General features: G+C 62.5%; 16 protein-coding genes. 9 read left to right on the top strand and 7 right to left on the bottom strand.

What is annotated here, in order from left to right:
• Positions 1-183 precede the first annotated feature (183 nt).
• Complete coding sequence (locus RHE_RS06100) at positions 184-1,071, top strand: branched-chain amino acid aminotransferase (protein WP_011424529.1); 888 nt, start codon at positions 184-186, stop codon at positions 1,069-1,071.
• 299 nt (positions 1,072-1,370) lie between these two features.
• Here the strand turns inward: RHE_RS06100 and RHE_RS06105 are convergent, their stop codons facing one another.
• Complete coding sequence (locus RHE_RS06105) at positions 1,371-2,270, bottom strand: LysR family transcriptional regulator (RefSeq protein ID WP_011424530.1); 900 nt, start codon at positions 2,268-2,270, stop codon at positions 1,371-1,373.
• Positions 2,271-2,407: 137 nt separating this feature from the next.
• Here RHE_RS06105 and RHE_RS06110 point away from each other — a divergent pair, with 137 nt between their 5' ends.
• From RHE_RS06110 to nadE, 4 genes are all read left to right on the top strand, one after another.
• Positions 2,408-3,598, top strand: coding sequence for an HlyD family secretion protein (locus RHE_RS06110; RefSeq protein ID WP_011424531.1), 1,191 nt, complete (start codon positions 2,408-2,410; stop codon positions 3,596-3,598).
• 99 nt (positions 3,599-3,697) lie between these two features.
• Complete coding sequence (locus RHE_RS06115) at positions 3,698-5,317, top strand: MDR family MFS transporter (protein WP_011424532.1); 1,620 nt, start codon at positions 3,698-3,700, stop codon at positions 5,315-5,317.
• 15 nt (positions 5,318-5,332) lie between these two features.
• On the top strand, positions 5,333-6,538 hold the full coding sequence (locus RHE_RS06120) for an adenylate/guanylate cyclase domain-containing protein (RefSeq protein ID WP_011424533.1): 1,206 nt from the start codon (positions 5,333-5,335) through the stop codon (positions 6,536-6,538).
• Between the two features lie 313 nt (positions 6,539-6,851).
• The gene (gene nadE / locus RHE_RS06125; RefSeq protein WP_011424534.1) at positions 6,852-7,685 is read left to right on the top strand and encodes an ammonia-dependent NAD(+) synthetase; all 834 of its coding nucleotides are present in this window, start codon (positions 6,852-6,854) and stop codon (positions 7,683-7,685) included.
• 9 nt (positions 7,686-7,694) lie between these two features.
• Here nadE and gstA read toward each other — a convergent pair whose 3' ends face one another.
• Positions 7,695-8,378, bottom strand: coding sequence for a glutathione transferase GstA (gstA, locus tag RHE_RS06130; RefSeq protein WP_042119205.1), 684 nt, complete (start codon positions 8,376-8,378; stop codon positions 7,695-7,697).
• A gap of 116 nt (positions 8,379-8,494) precedes the next feature.
• Between gstA and RHE_RS06135 the strand changes: the two genes are divergently transcribed.
• Positions 8,495-9,112, top strand: a complete 618-nt coding sequence (locus RHE_RS06135) for a TetR/AcrR family transcriptional regulator (protein ID WP_011424536.1) — start codon at positions 8,495-8,497, stop codon at positions 9,110-9,112.
• On the opposite strand, the gene RHE_RS06140 is transcribed toward RHE_RS06135, so the two are convergent.
• Positions 9,074-10,348 carry a multidrug efflux MFS transporter gene (locus RHE_RS06140; protein ID WP_042118121.1) on the bottom strand — a complete coding sequence of 425 codons (1,275 nt, stop codon included), beginning with the start codon at positions 10,346-10,348 and terminating at the stop codon, positions 9,074-9,076. The genes RHE_RS06135 and RHE_RS06140 overlap by 39 nt on opposite strands.
• A gap of 113 nt (positions 10,349-10,461) precedes the next feature.
• Here RHE_RS06140 and RHE_RS06145 point away from each other — a divergent pair, with 113 nt between their 5' ends.
• Complete coding sequence (locus RHE_RS06145; RefSeq protein WP_011424538.1) at positions 10,462-10,803, top strand: nuclear transport factor 2 family protein; 342 nt, start codon at positions 10,462-10,464, stop codon at positions 10,801-10,803.
• Here the strand turns inward: RHE_RS06145 and RHE_RS06150 are convergent, their stop codons facing one another.
• The 3 genes from RHE_RS06150 to RHE_RS06160 all read right to left on the bottom strand — a co-directional run bounded on the left by RHE_RS06150 (position 10,804) and on the right by RHE_RS06160 (position 12,771).
• On the bottom strand, positions 10,804-11,535 hold the full coding sequence (locus RHE_RS06150) for a sulfite exporter TauE/SafE family protein (RefSeq protein WP_020920748.1): 732 nt from the start codon (positions 11,533-11,535) through the stop codon (positions 10,804-10,806). It abuts the gene before it with no gap.
• 58 nt (positions 11,536-11,593) lie between these two features.
• Positions 11,594-12,247 (bottom strand): class I SAM-dependent methyltransferase, encoded by a 654-nt coding sequence (locus RHE_RS06155; RefSeq protein WP_011424540.1) that lies wholly within the window; start codon positions 12,245-12,247, stop codon positions 11,594-11,596.
• 197 nt (positions 12,248-12,444) lie between these two features.
• A complete protein-coding gene (locus tag RHE_RS06160; RefSeq protein ID WP_011424541.1) occupies positions 12,445-12,771 on the bottom strand; it encodes a hypothetical protein in 327 nt (108 codons plus the stop codon).
• A 213-nt stretch (positions 12,772-12,984) separates the two neighbouring features.
• Here RHE_RS06160 and RHE_RS06165 point away from each other — a divergent pair, with 213 nt between their 5' ends.
• Together RHE_RS06165 and RHE_RS06170 are read left to right on the top strand one after the other, a co-directional pair.
• On the top strand, positions 12,985-13,587 hold the full coding sequence (locus RHE_RS06165; RefSeq protein ID WP_011424542.1) for a superoxide dismutase: 603 nt from the start codon (positions 12,985-12,987) through the stop codon (positions 13,585-13,587).
• Between the two features lie 137 nt (positions 13,588-13,724).
• Complete coding sequence (locus RHE_RS06170) at positions 13,725-14,570, top strand: metallophosphoesterase (protein ID WP_011424543.1); 846 nt, start codon at positions 13,725-13,727, stop codon at positions 14,568-14,570.
• A gap of 81 nt (positions 14,571-14,651) precedes the next feature.
• Here the strand turns inward: RHE_RS06170 and RHE_RS06175 are convergent, their stop codons facing one another.
• Positions 14,652-15,344 carry a helix-turn-helix transcriptional regulator gene (locus RHE_RS06175; protein WP_011424544.1) on the bottom strand — a complete coding sequence of 231 codons (693 nt, stop codon included), beginning with the start codon at positions 15,342-15,344 and terminating at the stop codon, positions 14,652-14,654.
• Positions 15,345-15,435: the final 91 nt, after the last annotated feature.

Here is a 15,435-nt window from a genome sequence, read left to right on the forward strand (position 1 = left end):
CAAAGATTCGATCATTTTTGCTGATGCACCCATCGCTCACGCCGCAGGTGTCGCGCACGAATGTTGCGGCCGGACGCCGTCCCCCGGCATTTTTCTTGCTTCCGTATTTCCGGCCGGGATTTGTTCTTGACCCGGCTTGCAAGCGAGGTTTTTGCTTTCCCGGATTCTGAAGGGAGAGCAGCAATGGCCGTCGATACATCACCGCGTTCCACCACCTGGACTCACGTCGACGGGGAATGGCTTCCCGGCAATCCGCCGCTGATCGGGCCGACCTCGCATGCCATGTGGCTCGGCTCCACGGTCTTCGACGGCGCCCGCTGGTTCGACGGCATCGCGCCCGACCTCGACCTGCATTGCCAGCGCATCAACCGCTCGGCGCTCGCCATGGGGCTGAAGCCGGTGAAGTCAGCCGAGGAGATTGCCGCACTCGCCTGGGAAGGTGTTGGAAAATTCGACGGTGCGACGGCGATCTACATCAAGCCGATGTATTGGGGCGAACATGGTTCGCCCGGCAGCATTGTCTCCGTCGATGCGGAATCGACCCGCTTCGCGCTCTGCCTGTTCGAGGCGCCGATGGGCGGCCATGGCGGCACCAGCCTCACCGTCTCGCCCTATCGCCGCCCGTCGCCGGAAACGGCGATGACCGAGGCGAAGACCGGCTCGCTCTATCCCAACAGCGGCCGCATGATCGCCGAGGCGCGCAACCGCGGCTTCGATAATGCGCTGGTGCGCGATCTCAACGGCAACGTCGTCGAGACCGCCTCGTCGAACGTCTTCCTGGTGCGCGACGGCGTGGTGATGACGCCGGCCGCCAACCGCACCTTCCTCGCCGGCATCACCCGCGCCCGCGTCATCGGCCTGCTCCGCAAGGCCGGTTTCGACGTCGTCGAAGCAACCCTCTCGGTCGAGGATTTCCTCGCCGCCGACGAAATCTTCACGACAGGCAACTATTCCAAAGTGGTCGGCGTCACTCGCCTCGATGACCGCAGCCTCCAGCAAGGCCCCGTCACCCGCAAGGCGCTGGAGCTCTACATGGACTGGGCCCACGGAAGAAGCGAGAGTGAAGAGTGAGGAATGGTCCAGCGCAGCGGGAGCAATCGATCCAGTGAATCGATTGCAATGACGAACGCCCGGACCGCAAGCGCAGGGCCGGGGCGGTTCCGCCGGCAGAATTGAGATCGGGGATACCTCCCTCTGCCCTGCCGGGCATCTCCCCCACAAGGGGGGAGATCGGCAAGAAGCGATACCTCGCCCTAAGTTCACGATTCATGTGACGGCCAGTTGTTTGGGGAGGCCATCGCGCCCAGCCAATCTCCCTCCTTGTGGGGGAGATGCCCGGCAGGGCAGAGGGGGGTGCCATCCCACACCCCTTACGTCATCCACTTCCGATGTTCCGCAAATCTCTCCGCCAAGAGATCGATGAACAGCCTTACCTTGGTCGGCAGATGGCTGCGGTTGGAGTAGACCGCGTTGATGGTGAATTCCACCGGTTTGTAATCCGGCATGATCCTTATCAGCCGTCCTTCGGCGATGTCGTCGAACACGACGAAGCTTGGCGCCAGGAAGAGGCCGCGTCCGTTCAGCGTCAGGAAGCGCAGCATCTCGGCATTGTTCGAGACGACATTGCCGCTGACTTTGACGCTCTCCTGCCGGCCATCGCCATCCTCGAAGCGCCATTCATCGCCATAAGGGTAATAGGCATATTGCAGGCAATTGTGATCGGCGATCTCGGACGGCTTTTTCGGGATAGGATGGCTGTCGACATAGGCGGGCGAGCAGACGAGCATATGGCGCCAAGGCGTCAGCTTGCGGGCGATGAGCGACGAATCCGGCGGCAGGGTGCGGATGACAAGGTCGTAGCCATCCTCGATCATATCAACCATCCGCTCGCCGACGCTGAAATCGACTGAGATCGATGGATAGAGTTCCATATACTCACTGAAAACGGGCAGCAGGAAACGCACGATGGCGCCGCTGGTATAGACCTTCAGCGTGCCGCGCGGCGTCGTGCTCAGTGCGCTCGCCGTCCGATCCGCCTCATCGAGTTCGGCGAGGATTTGCGAAGAGCGTTCATAATAATACTTGCCGGTTTCGGTGAGGCTGACCTTGCGCGTCGTGCGGTTGAGCAGCCGCACGCCGAGCCGCTCCTCCAGCGATTGCACATGATTGCCGACCATGGTGACGGACATGTTCAGCCGGCGCGCGGCGGCGGAAAAACCGCCGCATTCCACCACGCGGCCAAAAACTTCAAGGCTTGTCAGCCGATCCATATTGCCCTCGGATTATCCGCTCAGAGTTGATGATCCTTCCCGATTTAAGCAGATTATCAAAGTGAATGGCAGAGCGCATTTTCCTTCGCATCGAACAGGCCTCGCCTAAGCGGGGCGACAGACGAAGGAAAAGTACGATGGTCGAGCTACCCCGCAAGGAAGTTTTCGAAGCGGCGCCCGTTGCCGAAGCTCCTATTGCCGAAGCCCCTGTTTCCGAGGTTTCGGCCGCGAAAACCAAGGAAAAGACCGGCGGCAGGATGCTCAAACGTGCGGTCATCGCCGCAGCACTGCTTGCCGGCGCCGCGTTCGCGGGCGATTTCGGCTATCGCTACTGGACGGTTGGCCGTTTCATCGAATCCACCGACGACGCCTATGTGAAGGCCGACTACACCGCTGTCGCGCCAAAAGTTGCCGGCTATATCAAACAGGTTCTGGTCAACGACAATGACCAGGTCAAATCAGGCCAGGTTCTCGCCCGCATCGACGACCGCGATTTCCAGGCAGCGCTTTCGCAGGCGAGAGCCGACGTCAAGGCAGCGGAGGCCGCCATCACCAACATCGACGCCCAGATTGCCTTGCAGCAGTCGGTCATCGAACAGGCGAAAGCTACGGTCGACGCTTCGCAGGCCTCGCTTGACTTTGCCGTGTCCGATGCGGCCCGCTCTGCTCGCCTCATCACCAACGGCGCCGGCACACAGTCTCGCGCCGAACAGAGCAAATCGGCTCGCGATCAGGCCGCCACCGCCGTCGAACGCGATCGGGCAGCACTCGTCGCGGCCGAGAACAAGGTGCCGGTTTTCCAAAGCCAGCGCGAACAGGCGATTGCCCAGCGCGAGCGGGCGGCAGCGGCCGCCCACCAGGCCGAGCTCAATCTTTCCTATACGAATATCGTCGCCGCCGTCGACGGCACGGTCGGCGCCCGTTCTATCCGCGTCGGCCAGTACGTCACCTCGGGCACGCAGCTGATGGCAGTCGTGCCGCTGCATGCCGTTTATGTCGTCGCCAATTTCAAGGAAACCCAGCTGACCCATGTCCGCCCCGGCCAGCCGGTCGAGATCAAGGTCGACAGCTTTCCCGACACGGCGATCAGAGGCCATGTCGACAGTGTATCGCCGGCCAGCGGCCTCGAATTTTCGCTGCTGCCGCCGGACAATGCCACCGGCAATTTCACCAAGATCGTCCAGCGTATCCCGGTCAAGATCGTCATCGACGATGAGGCTTTGAGCGGCCTGTTACGCTCCGGCATGTCGGTCGAGCCCGAAATCGACACCAAGGCTGCCCAGACCGAGGCAGCGGCAGGTGAGGGAACATCCGGTCACGCCGGATGATCCTGCCTGTTTTTGTCGAATTGTTCCCGATCATTCCCGAATGATCGCCCGTACCTCGTCATGAGAAGGCTTTCCGCGAGAGCCGGAAAGAGATCAGCCATGGCCACTCTTCAGATTGCCGCAAACAGCAATTCAGCTGTGCATCCCGCCATCGCGGCGCCCACCCAACCCGCCGCCATCAGCCCACTGCGCATGTGGATGGCCGTCGTCGGCTCCACGCTCGGCGCCTTCATGGCGGTGCTCAATATCCAGATCGTCAATGCCTCGCTTGCCGATATCCAGGGCGCCATCGGCGCCGGCACGGATGACGGCGGCTGGATCTCGACCTCCTATCTGATCGCCGAGATCGTCGTCATTCCCCTGAGTGGCTGGCTGACGCGGGTCTTCTCGCTTCGCAACTACCTGCTCGTCAACGCCATCCTCTTCCTGATCTTCTCGGTCGCCTGCGCCTTCGCGGCCAATCTGCAGCAGATGATCATCCTACGCGCCATCCAGGGCTTTTCCGGCGGCGTGCTGATCCCGATGGCCTTCACCATCATCATCACCTTGCTGCCCAAGGCCAAGCAGCCGATCGGCCTGGCGCTCTTTGCCCTTTCGGCCACCTTCGCTCCGGCCATCGGCCCGACCATCGGCGGTTACCTCACCGAGAACTGGGGCTGGGAATACATCTTCTACGTCAACCTGGTGCCGGGCGCGCTGATGGTCGGCCTGCTTTGGGCTTCGCTCGACCGGGCGCCGATGAACCTGAAGCTGCTCGCCAGGGGAGACTGGCCGGGTATCGTCACCATGGCGATCGGCCTGGCAGCCCTGCAGACCGTACTGGAAGAGGGCAACAAGGAGGACTGGTTCAGCTCCGATTTCATCCTCCGCCTGTCGGTTATATCAGCCGTCTCGCTGACGCTGTTCCTGATCATCGAGCTGAAGACGGCCCAGCCGCTGTTGAACCTCCGGCTGCTGCTGCGCCGCAACTTCGGCTCCGGCATCGTCGCCAATTTCCTGCTCGGCATTGCGCTTTATGGTTCGGTCTTCGTGCTGCCGATCTATCTCACCCGCATCCAGGGCTATAATTCCGAGCAGATCGGCATGGTCCTCGCATGGACCGGCATTCCGCAGCTGCTGCTCATCCCGCTGGTGCCGCGCCTGATGAAACGGTTTGACGTCCGCCTGCTGATCGCCATTGGCTTCGCCCTCTTTGCCGCCTCGAATTTCATGAATGTGCATATGACCGGCGATTATGCGAGCGACCAGCTGTTCTGGCCGAATATCGTGCGCGCCGTCGGCCAAGCACTCGTCTTCACACCGCTTTCGGCGATCGCCACGTCAGGCATCGAGCAGGAGAATGCCGGTTCGGCCTCGTCCCTCTTTAACATGATGCGCAATCTCGGCGGCGCCGTCGGCATTGCCTCGCTGCAGACCTTCCTGTCGAAGCGCGAGCAGTTCCACTCGAACATCCTGACCAACTCGGTCTCCGTCTTCGAGGAAGCGACCCGCGATCGCATCGCCAGGCTGACGGCCTATTTCATGAACCACGGCGTCAGCGACCAGGCGCTCGCCAGCCACAAGGCTGTCGTTGCCATCGCGCTCAAAATTCGCAAGCAGGCCAATATCATGGCCTTCAGCGACACGTTTTTCCTGCTGGGCGTCGCCCTCGTCGTCGCCCTGCTCGCAAGTCTGCTTCTTAGAAAACCCGGTCAACTCTCCGGCGGCGGCGCCCACTAGAAGGAGGAGAACGCCATGACCTCAGCGATCCATGCCCCCGAAGTCGACCGGTTTCGGCCGCAGGCCCCCGGCAACGCCGTCAGCACCGGCGCGTTGCTCTCGATCATCGAATGGCTGTCCGGCGACGAATGCCATGCGCTCGACGAAGCGGGCCTCGTCTCCGGCCTCGGCCGGAGGCTTCAGGCGCTCGGCCTGCCGGTCGACCGGCTGACCCTGCATCTGATGACGCTGCATCCCGAGCTCGTTGGCCGCACCATCGCCTGGGCGCCGGGCGAGCCGGTCGAGATCCACGATCGCGAACATGGCGCACGGGTCGCTATATCAAACACGCCGCTGCGCAAGGTCATGGAAACCCGGGAACCGCTGGTCGTCGGGCCTGGCGAAAGCGTGCATGGCCGCTGGCAGCATATCGACGTCTTCGCCGATCGTGGCCTGATGCAGCTTGTCATCGCACCGCTCTGCAAAATCGATGGGCCGGTCGGCGCCGCCGTCTTCGGCACGAGGCGCCCGGTCGGCTTCACAGCCTCCGAACGTCAGGCGATCGAGCGCATTCTGCCGGCGCTGCGCAACACCAGCGAGCTGCGCATTCTTCGCCAGGTCGAACTCAGTCTGCTCGACACCTATGTCGGCCCGCTGACCGCAAGCCGGATTCTGGCCGGCCGCATCCGCCAGGGCGAAATCGAATCGATGGAGGCCGCCCTGCTGCTCTGCGATCTGCGCGGCTTTACCGAGCTGTCGAATAAACTCGCCGGCGGCACCGTGCTTGGGCTTCTCAACGCCTATTTCGACCGGGTCGTCCCGGCGATTACCCGGGAAGGGGGCGAAGTGCTGAAATTCATGGGCGACGCCGTGCTTGCCTTCTTTCCCGGCTACGCTGCGGCCCACGCCTGCGGCGCTGCCCTGGCATCGGCCCGCGCCATCCTCGATGAGATCGACCATTTCCAGTACGAAGGCATCGGCGTGAAGGCCGGCATCGCCCTGCACTACGGCGAGGTCAGCTACGGCAATGTCGGTTCAGGCCGGCGTCTCGACTTCACCCTGATCGGCCGCGACGTCAACCTGGTCAGCCGCATCCAGACCGCCTGCAGTGAATTGGGCGAGGCCTTGCTGATGTCTGAGCCGTTCCGCGAGAAAGCCGGGGCGGGGGATGTGATGTCGGTCGGGGCACAGGGGCTGAAAGGTTTTGCCGAGCCAGTGGAGCTGTTTACGATCGTGCGGTAGGTGTAAGCCCACCCCCCTGTGCCCTGCCGGGCATCTCCCCCACAAGGGGGAGATCGGCTGGGCGCGACGGTTTCCCCAAACAACTGCCCGTCACACGATTCGCAAATTGAGGGCGAGGCATAGCTTCTTGCTGATCTCCCCATCTTGTGGGGGAGATGCCCGGCAGGGCAGAGGGGGGTGCGACACCCGACGAGATACCAACCTCACCCTCCCTTGCATAAAACGCATGGCAGGTCTGCCCGAAACGGCTTCGTCTTCCCCCATCTTTTCGCCATAGTGGCGCCGGAATTCCGTAAGCCGGGAGGAGGAGCTTATGACCGTGCTGTTCGACGAACAAGCCGAGATCATCCGCGAACTGGGTGTCGCCGCCGATATCGACCCCGAGCGAGAGATCGAACGGCGAACCGCTTTCCTCAAGAATTATCTCGTCGGCTCGGGCATGCGCGGCTATGTCCTCGGCATCAGCGGCGGTGTCGATTCGCTGACGGCGGCTTTGCTGGCTCAGAAGGCCGTGCGGGAGCTTCGTGGCGGCGGCCATGCGGCCGAATTCGTCGCCGTACGCCTTCCCTATGGCGTCCAGGCGGACGAGGCCGATGCGGAGAGGGCGCTTGCAACGATCGGTCCCGACCGCTCGATGGTGGTCAACATCAAGGCGGCGGCGGATGCGATGCTGGCCGCCGCTCAAGATGGCGGTCTTGCCTTTGCCGATGCCGGCCGGCAGGATTTCATTCTCGGCAACATCAAGGCCCGCCAGCGCATGATCGCCCAATTCGCTTTGGCCGGCGCGCTCGGCGGCCTCGTCATCGGCACTGATCATGCGGCCGAGGCCGTCATGGGTTTCTTCACCAAATTCGGTGATGGCGCCGCCGACATTCTGCCGCTCGCCGGCCTCAACAAACGCCGCGTCCGCCTGCTGGCAAAGCGGCTCGGTGCGCCGGATGAGCTGATCTTCAAGGTCCCGACCGCCGATCTCGAAGACCAGCGGCCGCTGCGCCCCGACGAGGAGGCCTATGGTGTCAGCTACGACGAGATCGACGATTTCCTCGAAGGCAAGCCGGTCGGCGAGATCGCGCGTCGCCGCATCCTTGCCGCCTATCGCGCCACCGCCCACAAGCGCGCGCTGCCGGTGGCCGTCAACGTGCTCTGACGGGCGCGCTCAGGGCTGCACCGGCGAACCCGTCCAATTCGACGAGGCGAGATAGGCATTCGGCGCGAAATAGACGCCATCGACGTCGAAGGCCCGGAGATCTTCGGCCCGCAGTGCTTCGCGCACTTTCGGGCGGGCGGCCACACGGGCCATGAAACCGTGCAGCGCCGGCCATTGCTTGAGATTGATCTGCGTCCAGGGGGACCAGTTCAGGCAGACGAAGAGATAGGCGTCCGCCACAGTAAAGGCCTCGCCGGTCAGATAGGGTCCGGCAAAACGGCCGCTCAGCCAGGAAAGCCGCTTTGCGACCTGGGCGCGGATCTGCTCATGCACGCTGGCATAAGCCGGGTTGAACAGCAGTACCATCGGCTTGTGCAGTTCGGCGGATATGAAATTCAGATAGGATTGCACCTCGTTGCGTCTGAGGTTGCCGACCTCGGGCAGCATCGCCGCGCCTTGCGGCACGCTGTCGGCGAGGAACTGTGCGATCGCCGGTCCCTCGGTCAGCACCTTGCCGTCGTCGAGCATCAGCGCCGGCACATAGCCGTTGCCGTTGATGGCGAGATAGTCCTTGCCGTCGCTCGTCCGCTGGGTTTCCCGGTCGACCTCGACAAGCTCGATATCGAGCCCCAGCTCCCGGCAGACGATATGCGGCGAAAGCGAGCAGGCCGCGGCGGTCATATAGAGTTTCATGGCAATTTCCTCTCTCATGCAGGCGGTTGACGCCGCCTGTTCGGTATCATTGAACATCTGTACTGTTTCGCATAAAATAGCCTTCGTCAAGAATTTAATGCGAGACGGTACAAAATATGAAGGATGAGAAGAAGCGCGGCCGACCGAGGGCTTTCGACGCCAAGGCAGCGCTCGGCAAGGCGCGGGACGTCTTCTGGGACCGGGGCTTTGCCGCCGCCTCGCTCGATAATCTGAGTGCTGCGACCAACCTCAACCGCCCGAGCCTTTACGGCGCCTTCGGCGACAAAGAGGATCTCTATCTTGATACTTTGGAGGCTTATCGCCAGGACGGCATGGATGCGCTTGCCCAAGCGCTCGACCCATCGCTGCCGCTGCGCGACAATCTCGCCCGGGTCTATGAAAGCGCGCTGGCGATCTATCTTCACGGTGAAACGGCCGCCCGCGGCTGTCTGCTGATCGGCACGGCGACGGCTGAGGCGGTCGAGCGTGAACGGGTGCGCGAGGTGCTCGGCCGCAGCCTCAGCGATTTTGACGGCGAGATCGAAAAGCGCATGCGCCTTGCCGTCGAACGCGGCGAGCTTCCCGAGAGCGCCGATCCGCAGATGCTGGCAAAGTTCGCTTCCGCCGTCATGCATTCGCTCGCCGTGCGCGCCCGCGCCGGCGACAGCCGCGACACGCTGGAGGCGATCGCCCGCTCAGGCGTCGATCTGATCTGCGGCACCGCGCGAAGCTGATCCCGATCCGGCCTCGCTGATCCTGGGCCGCACCAACCAGACATAAGCGGCGCCGGCGAGAAGCAGCACCGCGGTGCCGAGGAAAACCGCCCGCATGCCGATATGGCCGCCGACGAAGCCGCCAAGGATGGGACCGGCCACCTGGCCGATATATTGCGAGGAGACGGACAGGCCGAGAATGCCGCCGGCCGCGCTGTCCGGCACGCTGTGGCGGATGACGGCGGTAATACAGGGCAGGAGCCCGCCGAGGGCGGCCCCCATCATGAAGCGCAGGACGATCAGCTGCCAGGAACTGGTGACGAAGGCCTGCGGAATCAGCAGCAGCCCGGCGACGGCAAGCGCGCCCGATATGACCGGCCAGTGGCCGATCCTGTCGGCAAGCCTGCCGAGCCAGGAGGCGGAAAGAATGCTGCCGAGCGCGGCGGCCGACATGACGAGACCCGAGATCATCGTCACCTGTGTTGCGACCGGCACGATCTGCGCGACATAGACGGTGATGATCGGTTCGATCGACATATTGGCGAACATCAACAGCATGCCCGTCGCCAGCATGGCGACGACAGGGCCTTTATCGGCAATGGATTTCCAGCCGCCGCTTGCCTTGGCCGCCTGTTTGCGGGAAGGCGACTTCTCCTCCTTGATCAGCAGGGCGGTGGCGAGAAAGGCGAGGAAGATCATCGCCCCGGCAGCGAGAAACGTGCCGCGGATGCCGATAACAGGCGGCAGCACCCCGCCGATCAGCGGCCCGACAAGATTGCCGGCCATGATGCCGGATGAAAGCACGCCGAGCGCCCAGGCCGAGCGCTCCTTCGGGGTCTGCGTCGCCACCAGCACCATTGAACCGGAGGAGTAGCCACCGGCGAGCCCAACGAAAAGGCGCAGCGCCACCAGCTGCCAGACATTGCCGGCCATGCCCATCAGCGAAATTGCCACCGTCATGCCGAGGCTGGCGCGCATCAGCATCAGCTTGCGGCCGTAAATATCGCCGAGCCGCCCCCAGAGTGGCGCGACGAGCGCGGCGGCCAGGAAGGTGGCGCCATAGGCGATGCCCGACCATTGCACGATCGCCGCATGGTCGGCCACACCGAGCTCCTCGACATAAAGCGGCAGGAAAGGCAACAGCAGCGTCATCGCCACGATGGTGGTGAAGGAGCCGATCAGCGAGACGGCGAGATTGCGCTTCCAATGGATCGAGCCTGCCTTAACGCTCGTCGCGTCCAATTGCGTATCGGTCATTCCTGCCTCGGCGTCGATCACGGGGCGCAATTGCGCCGAAACTGGATCATTTGACGTAAATGTGCTAGATGTACTGATTGCGTGATGCAATCGGTTAATCGGAGGATATTGCCATGAACGATATGCGCACGAAGCAGCAGACCGTCCGTGATCTCTACGCCGCCTATCTCGAAGACCGCAAGGATATTGTCGGTGCCATGCTGACGGAAGACTTTACCTTCTCCAGCCCGCGCGACGATCATATCGACCGCGCGACCTATTTCGAGCGCTGCTGGCCGAAGGAGCCGTTCTTCCGCGCTATTGATATCGAATTCCTGGCGGTCGACGGCGATGAAGCTGCTGTCCGCTACCGCGCCGAAAAACTCGACGGCGGCAGCTTCGGCAATATGGAGAGCCTTCGTTTCCGGGGCGACAGAATTGCTTCGGTGGAGGTCTATTTCGGACGAACTCTGTAGTTAGAAGATCCGCAGCGCCGACGTCGTGATGATGACCATCGAGACTGCCACCATCAGCGCCCGTACCGGCAGCCGCTTGACGAGCATGGCGCCGAAAGGGGCGGCGATGACGCCGCCGATGATCAGGCCGATCGCCGAATTGAGCTCCGACCAGCCGAGCGTCAGGATGAAGGTCAGCGAAATCGTCAGCGTTACCGCAAATTCGGTGAAATTGGTCGAGCCGATCACCCGTTTCAGATCATGGCCGCGCCCGACCAGCGTGCTGGTCACGACAGGCCCCCATCCGCCGCCGCCGATGGCATCGAGCAGGCCGCCGAAAAAGCCGACGGGCGGCACGATCCAGTCGCGTACCTCGCGCGTTGGCCGCGGCCGAAAGGCCTTGAACAGGATCAGCAGACCGATCGCGATCAGATAGGCCGACACGAAGGGCTCGACCACCTTGCCGTCGATATTGGCCAGCAGATAGGCGCCGATCGCCCCGCCGATCATGCCGGCAGGCGCCAACCGCGCCACCAGCCGCCAGTCGACATTGCGATGATAGGCATGCGAAATGCCAGATGCCGCCGTCGTGAACATTTCCGTCACATGCGTCATCGCGCTGGCATTGGCCGCCGGCACTCCGAAGGCCAGCAGGCTCGTCGTCGACAGCACTCCGAAGGCCATGCCGAGCGCGCCGTCGACGATCTGCGCGCAGAAGCCGACGGCGATGAAGAAGAAGATATCCGATGTCATGCAGTCCCTCAGACGAACGGTAGCATCAGAATCCGCGATGCGTGAGACACTTGTGACCTCACGCCGAAAAACCGCGCTGCTTCAGCCGGACGATCTTGAAAAAACCATTCGGAAAGACCGGCAGAATTTCGGCCGTTGAAAAATCGCCGCGGCGCTCGGCCCAGGCGACGATGCGGTGGATGCGGAAGGCGGACGACCAGCCGATGTGGCGCACCAGCGGCGCCACCGCCGCCTCGATCGCGCCCTGCAGACCGGCGCCGTCGCCGAGCTTGCTGGCCAGGATGATCTCGCCGCCGGGCCGCAGCACCCGGGCGCATTCGTCCAGCGCCCGCTCGGGCTCGGGAATGAGCGTGATGACGAAGGGCAGGCAGACCACGTCGAAAGACTTGTCGGCAAAGCGCAGGACATGCGCATCCATCACCTCGAGCGCCCGCACATGTCGAAGGTTTTCGCGCCGCACCTTTTCGCGCGCCCGTGCGATCATATGTTCGGAAATGTCGATGCCGGTCACCCGGCAGCGGCTGGGATAGTGGGCGAGCGTCAGACCGGTGCCGGTGCCGATTTCAAGAATATCGGTGCCCGCCGCGGCGGCAAGCCCGGCAAGCTTGCGGTGGCCGTCGCGCAGGATGCCGCGATAGACGCGATCATAGACCGGTGCCCAGCGCTGATAGATTTTCTTCTGATCTTTCGCCCTGTTGCCAAGCTCCGACATGCCTACACCCTCCCTGCGCATGAACCTGAGAATCGGAGTCGATTTTCGAAAAGATCATACGTTTATCGCAAACATAGAGCGCCTTGGCGCCTCTCACAGAGCCGCGGCGCTCTAAAAACCCAGGACTTCAACTCCTGAGCGTGGAGTTGGGTTCCGCTCGGAATGTGACTGAAGTCACAAACCGCCCCAGTGGCCAGCTATTTCGTTGGCGTGAACCCGAGCTTCTCAGCATCCATCGCGCTGCCGATCTCGACCGATTTCTCCTGCTTGTCATAGACGCAGATCTGGACGATGAGCCCCTTGGCCCCCTTCGGCTTTCCCGTCACCAGGGCCAGCCCGTAATGCGAGGTGCCGAAGGGATCGACGGCGGCCTTCGGCTTCTCGATCGCGACCGCCGCCTTCCTGCACTTGGCGTCGACGTCGGCAGCCAGCTGTTTCCAGGCCTCGTCCGAAGAAGCCTGCGCCGCAGTGATAAGAAAGGGAAGTGCGGCCATGGCGAGATGCGGGATTATATTCCTGTTCATATCGGATCTCCATTGGTGTCGGTCGCCGGTGAGGCGGTTTCCGGGGCGGCATGCAGGCGATTTTGTAAGTCCGAATCCCGCCCTGAAGCTGAGGCAAATTTTCCTCCGTCCGGTCGTTTTTTTGATATTTCGCTGGTTGCCTCTCCCCCTTTCCCCTCCTATGTTCCGCCTCACCTGCCGATGACGCAATCTATTGCCAAGAGGAGATCTGACATGGCTTTCGAATTGCCTGAACTTCCTTATGATTACGAAGCACTTGCTCCCTTCATGTCGAAGGAAACGCTGGAGTTTCACCACGACAAGCACCACAAGGCCTATGTCGACAACGGCAACAAGCTCGCCGCCGAAGCCGGCCTTGCCGATCTCTCGCTCGAAGAGGTCGTGAAGAAGTCGTTCGGCACCAATGCCGGCCTCTTCAACAACGCCGCCCAGCACTACAACCACATCCATTTCTGGAAGTGGATGAAGAAGGGCGGCGGCGGCAACAAGCTGCCGGGCAAGCTCGAAGCGGCTTTCGCCTCCGATCTCGGCGGCTACGACAAGTTCAAGGCCGATTTCGCCAATGCCGGCGCCACCCAGTTCGGCTCCGGCTGGGCCTGGGTTTCCGTCAAGAACGGCAAGCTCGAAATCTCCAAGACCCCTAACGGCGAAAACCCGCTCGTCCACGGCGCCACTCCGATCCTCGGCGTCGACGTCTGGGAGCACTCCTATTACATCGACTATCGCAACGCCCGCCCGAAATATCTCGAGGCCTTCATCGATAGCCTGATCAACTGGGACTACGTCCTGGAACGCTACGAAGAAGCCACGAAGTAAGCGGTTCGAGGCTGCCGCCATCGGCGGCGGTCTCTCAGCCTGTTTGAGTTTGCGCCCGGCGTTCCCCCGAACGCCGGGTGTTTGTTTTCACATCCCGTCGTCATATCCCTGTTACCGACCGATCCTAACCACGCCTCATGTCCATGTCCGCTCTTCCCCTGTTCCGCTTCGGCATCATTGCCGATCCGCAATATGCGGCCATCCCCCCGCATGCGGCCATGGACCGCCACTACGCCAACAGCCTCACCAAGGTCGCCGAGGCGATCGTGATCTTCAACAGTTGGGATTTGAGCTTCGTCATGACTCTCGGCGATGTCATCGACCGCAGCTTCAAAAGCTTCGACGATATCCTGCCGCTCTATGAGAAGCTGAGGCACGAGGCGCTCTTCCTGCTCGGCAACCATGATTTCTCCGTCTCCGCGGGGCACCTCTCCGAAGTCGCCACACGTCTCGGAATGCCGTCGCCCTATTACAGCTTCTCCCGCCACGGCTGGCGCTTCATCGTGCTCGACGGCAACGAGATCAGCACCTTCGCGCTGCCCGAGGGCCATCCGCACCGCGCCCTTGCCGCGCAAATGCTGGCCGAGCTGGAGGCGAAGGGCGCCAGGAATGCGCATCGGTGGAATGCCGCGCTGAGCGACGCGCAGTTCGCCTGGCTTGGCGATCAAATCGCAGAGGCGGCCGCGGCTGGCGAGAAGGTGATCGTCATGAATCACTATCCCGTGCATCTGCCGAGTGAGCACGGCATGTGGGACAGCGAGCGCATCGTCGCGCTGCTCGCCTCGCACGACAACGTCGTCGCCTATCTCAACGGCCATGACCACGTGGGCAATTACGGCAAGGCCGGCGCCTGCCATTTCGTCAATTTCAAGGGCGTGGTCGACACCGAAAGCGAAAACGCCTTCGCCATCGTCGAAGTCTACCCCGATCGTCTCGAAATCCGCGGCTTCGGGCGCGAAGAGAGTCGGACGCTGGTTTATTAGGTCAGACTGCGCGCGCTATTTTCGGGCTTGAGTCCCAAGCGTTGGCGGCAAGGGGCTGGCGGCGATCCCAGGCCCCAAATATCACCCTGCCACAGCCTTTTCCGCCCACCCACTCGTCCACAACTCCCGCAGCCGGTCGCCGTCCCCCTTGAAGAAGGCTTCGGCTGCCGCGCAATGCTCCACCCGGTCGCTGCGGAAATTGCGGATCGCCCGGCGCAGCTCGCACCAGGCGACGACATTGGCGGTCTGCGAATAATAGATCAGCGCGATCGGCTGGATCGTTCGCTCGGTGGCGCGGCCGAGCTCGTCGCGGTAGGCGAGCATCAGTTTGCGTTCGTCGCGGATCGCCCGGCGCACGACCGCAAGGTCGAAACCGGCCGGCTGCGCGGTCGAGCCCCAGGCATAAAGCGCCTTGTTGTTCATCGCCTGGCGCAACGGCGCCGGCACGGCGCCTGATATCTTCTGGTTGACCCGGCGGGCGGCCTGCTTCAGCTCCTGGTCCGCCGTGCGTTCGAGCAGCGCCAGCGACAGAACGATCGCCTCCATCTCCTCGATCGAGAACATCAGGGGCGGCAGGTCGAAGCCGGGCCGCATGATGTAGCCGATGCCGCGCTCGCCTTCGATCGGCACCCGCATCGCCTGAAGCGCGGCGATATCGCGATAGATCGAGCGCACCGTTACCTCGAGCGTCTCGGCCATAACAGCCGCCGTCATCGGTTTTCTGGCGAGCCGCAGGATTTGAATGATCTCGAAAAGCCGCGAAGCCTTGCGCATTTTGCCTCTCCCACCCTCACGCTCCTGACAATACACTGTCAGTTGGGTTTGCGTATAGAGCGCCTATCGGATTGAAATCTCTTAGGGTCTC

It is taken from the genome of Rhizobium etli CFN 42, from assembly GCF_000092045.1.
GTDB classification, from domain to species: domain Bacteria; phylum Pseudomonadota; class Alphaproteobacteria; order Rhizobiales; family Rhizobiaceae; genus Rhizobium; species Rhizobium etli.

Coding starts and splice junctions, on each gene's coding strand:
- RHE_RS06100 (WP_011424529.1), top strand. CDS start 184: ATGGCCGTCGATACATCACCGCGTTCCACCACCTGGACTCACGTCGAC.
- RHE_RS06105 (WP_011424530.1), bottom strand. CDS start 2,270: ATGGATCGGCTGACAAGCCTTGAAGTTTTTGGCCGCGTGGTGGAATGC.
- RHE_RS06110 (WP_011424531.1), top strand. CDS start 2,408: ATGGTCGAGCTACCCCGCAAGGAAGTTTTCGAAGCGGCGCCCGTTGCC.
- RHE_RS06115 (WP_011424532.1), top strand. CDS start 3,698: ATGGCCACTCTTCAGATTGCCGCAAACAGCAATTCAGCTGTGCATCCC.
- RHE_RS06120 (WP_011424533.1), top strand. CDS start 5,333: ATGACCTCAGCGATCCATGCCCCCGAAGTCGACCGGTTTCGGCCGCAG.
- nadE (WP_011424534.1), top strand. CDS start 6,852: ATGACCGTGCTGTTCGACGAACAAGCCGAGATCATCCGCGAACTGGGT.
- gstA (WP_042119205.1), bottom strand. CDS start 8,378: ATGAAACTCTATATGACCGCCGCGGCCTGCTCGCTTTCGCCGCATATC.
- RHE_RS06135 (WP_011424536.1), top strand. CDS start 8,495: ATGAAGGATGAGAAGAAGCGCGGCCGACCGAGGGCTTTCGACGCCAAG.
- RHE_RS06140 (WP_042118121.1), bottom strand. CDS start 10,348: ATGACCGATACGCAATTGGACGCGACGAGCGTTAAGGCAGGCTCGATC.
- RHE_RS06145 (WP_011424538.1), top strand. CDS start 10,462: ATGAACGATATGCGCACGAAGCAGCAGACCGTCCGTGATCTCTACGCC.
- RHE_RS06150 (WP_020920748.1), bottom strand. CDS start 11,535: ATGACATCGGATATCTTCTTCTTCATCGCCGTCGGCTTCTGCGCGCAG.
- RHE_RS06155 (WP_011424540.1), bottom strand. CDS start 12,247: ATGTCGGAGCTTGGCAACAGGGCGAAAGATCAGAAGAAAATCTATCAG.
- RHE_RS06160 (WP_011424541.1), bottom strand. CDS start 12,771: ATGAACAGGAATATAATCCCGCATCTCGCCATGGCCGCACTTCCCTTT.
- RHE_RS06165 (WP_011424542.1), top strand. CDS start 12,985: ATGGCTTTCGAATTGCCTGAACTTCCTTATGATTACGAAGCACTTGCT.
- RHE_RS06170 (WP_011424543.1), top strand. CDS start 13,725: ATGTCCATGTCCGCTCTTCCCCTGTTCCGCTTCGGCATCATTGCCGAT.
- RHE_RS06175 (WP_011424544.1), bottom strand. CDS start 15,344: ATGCGCAAGGCTTCGCGGCTTTTCGAGATCATTCAAATCCTGCGGCTC.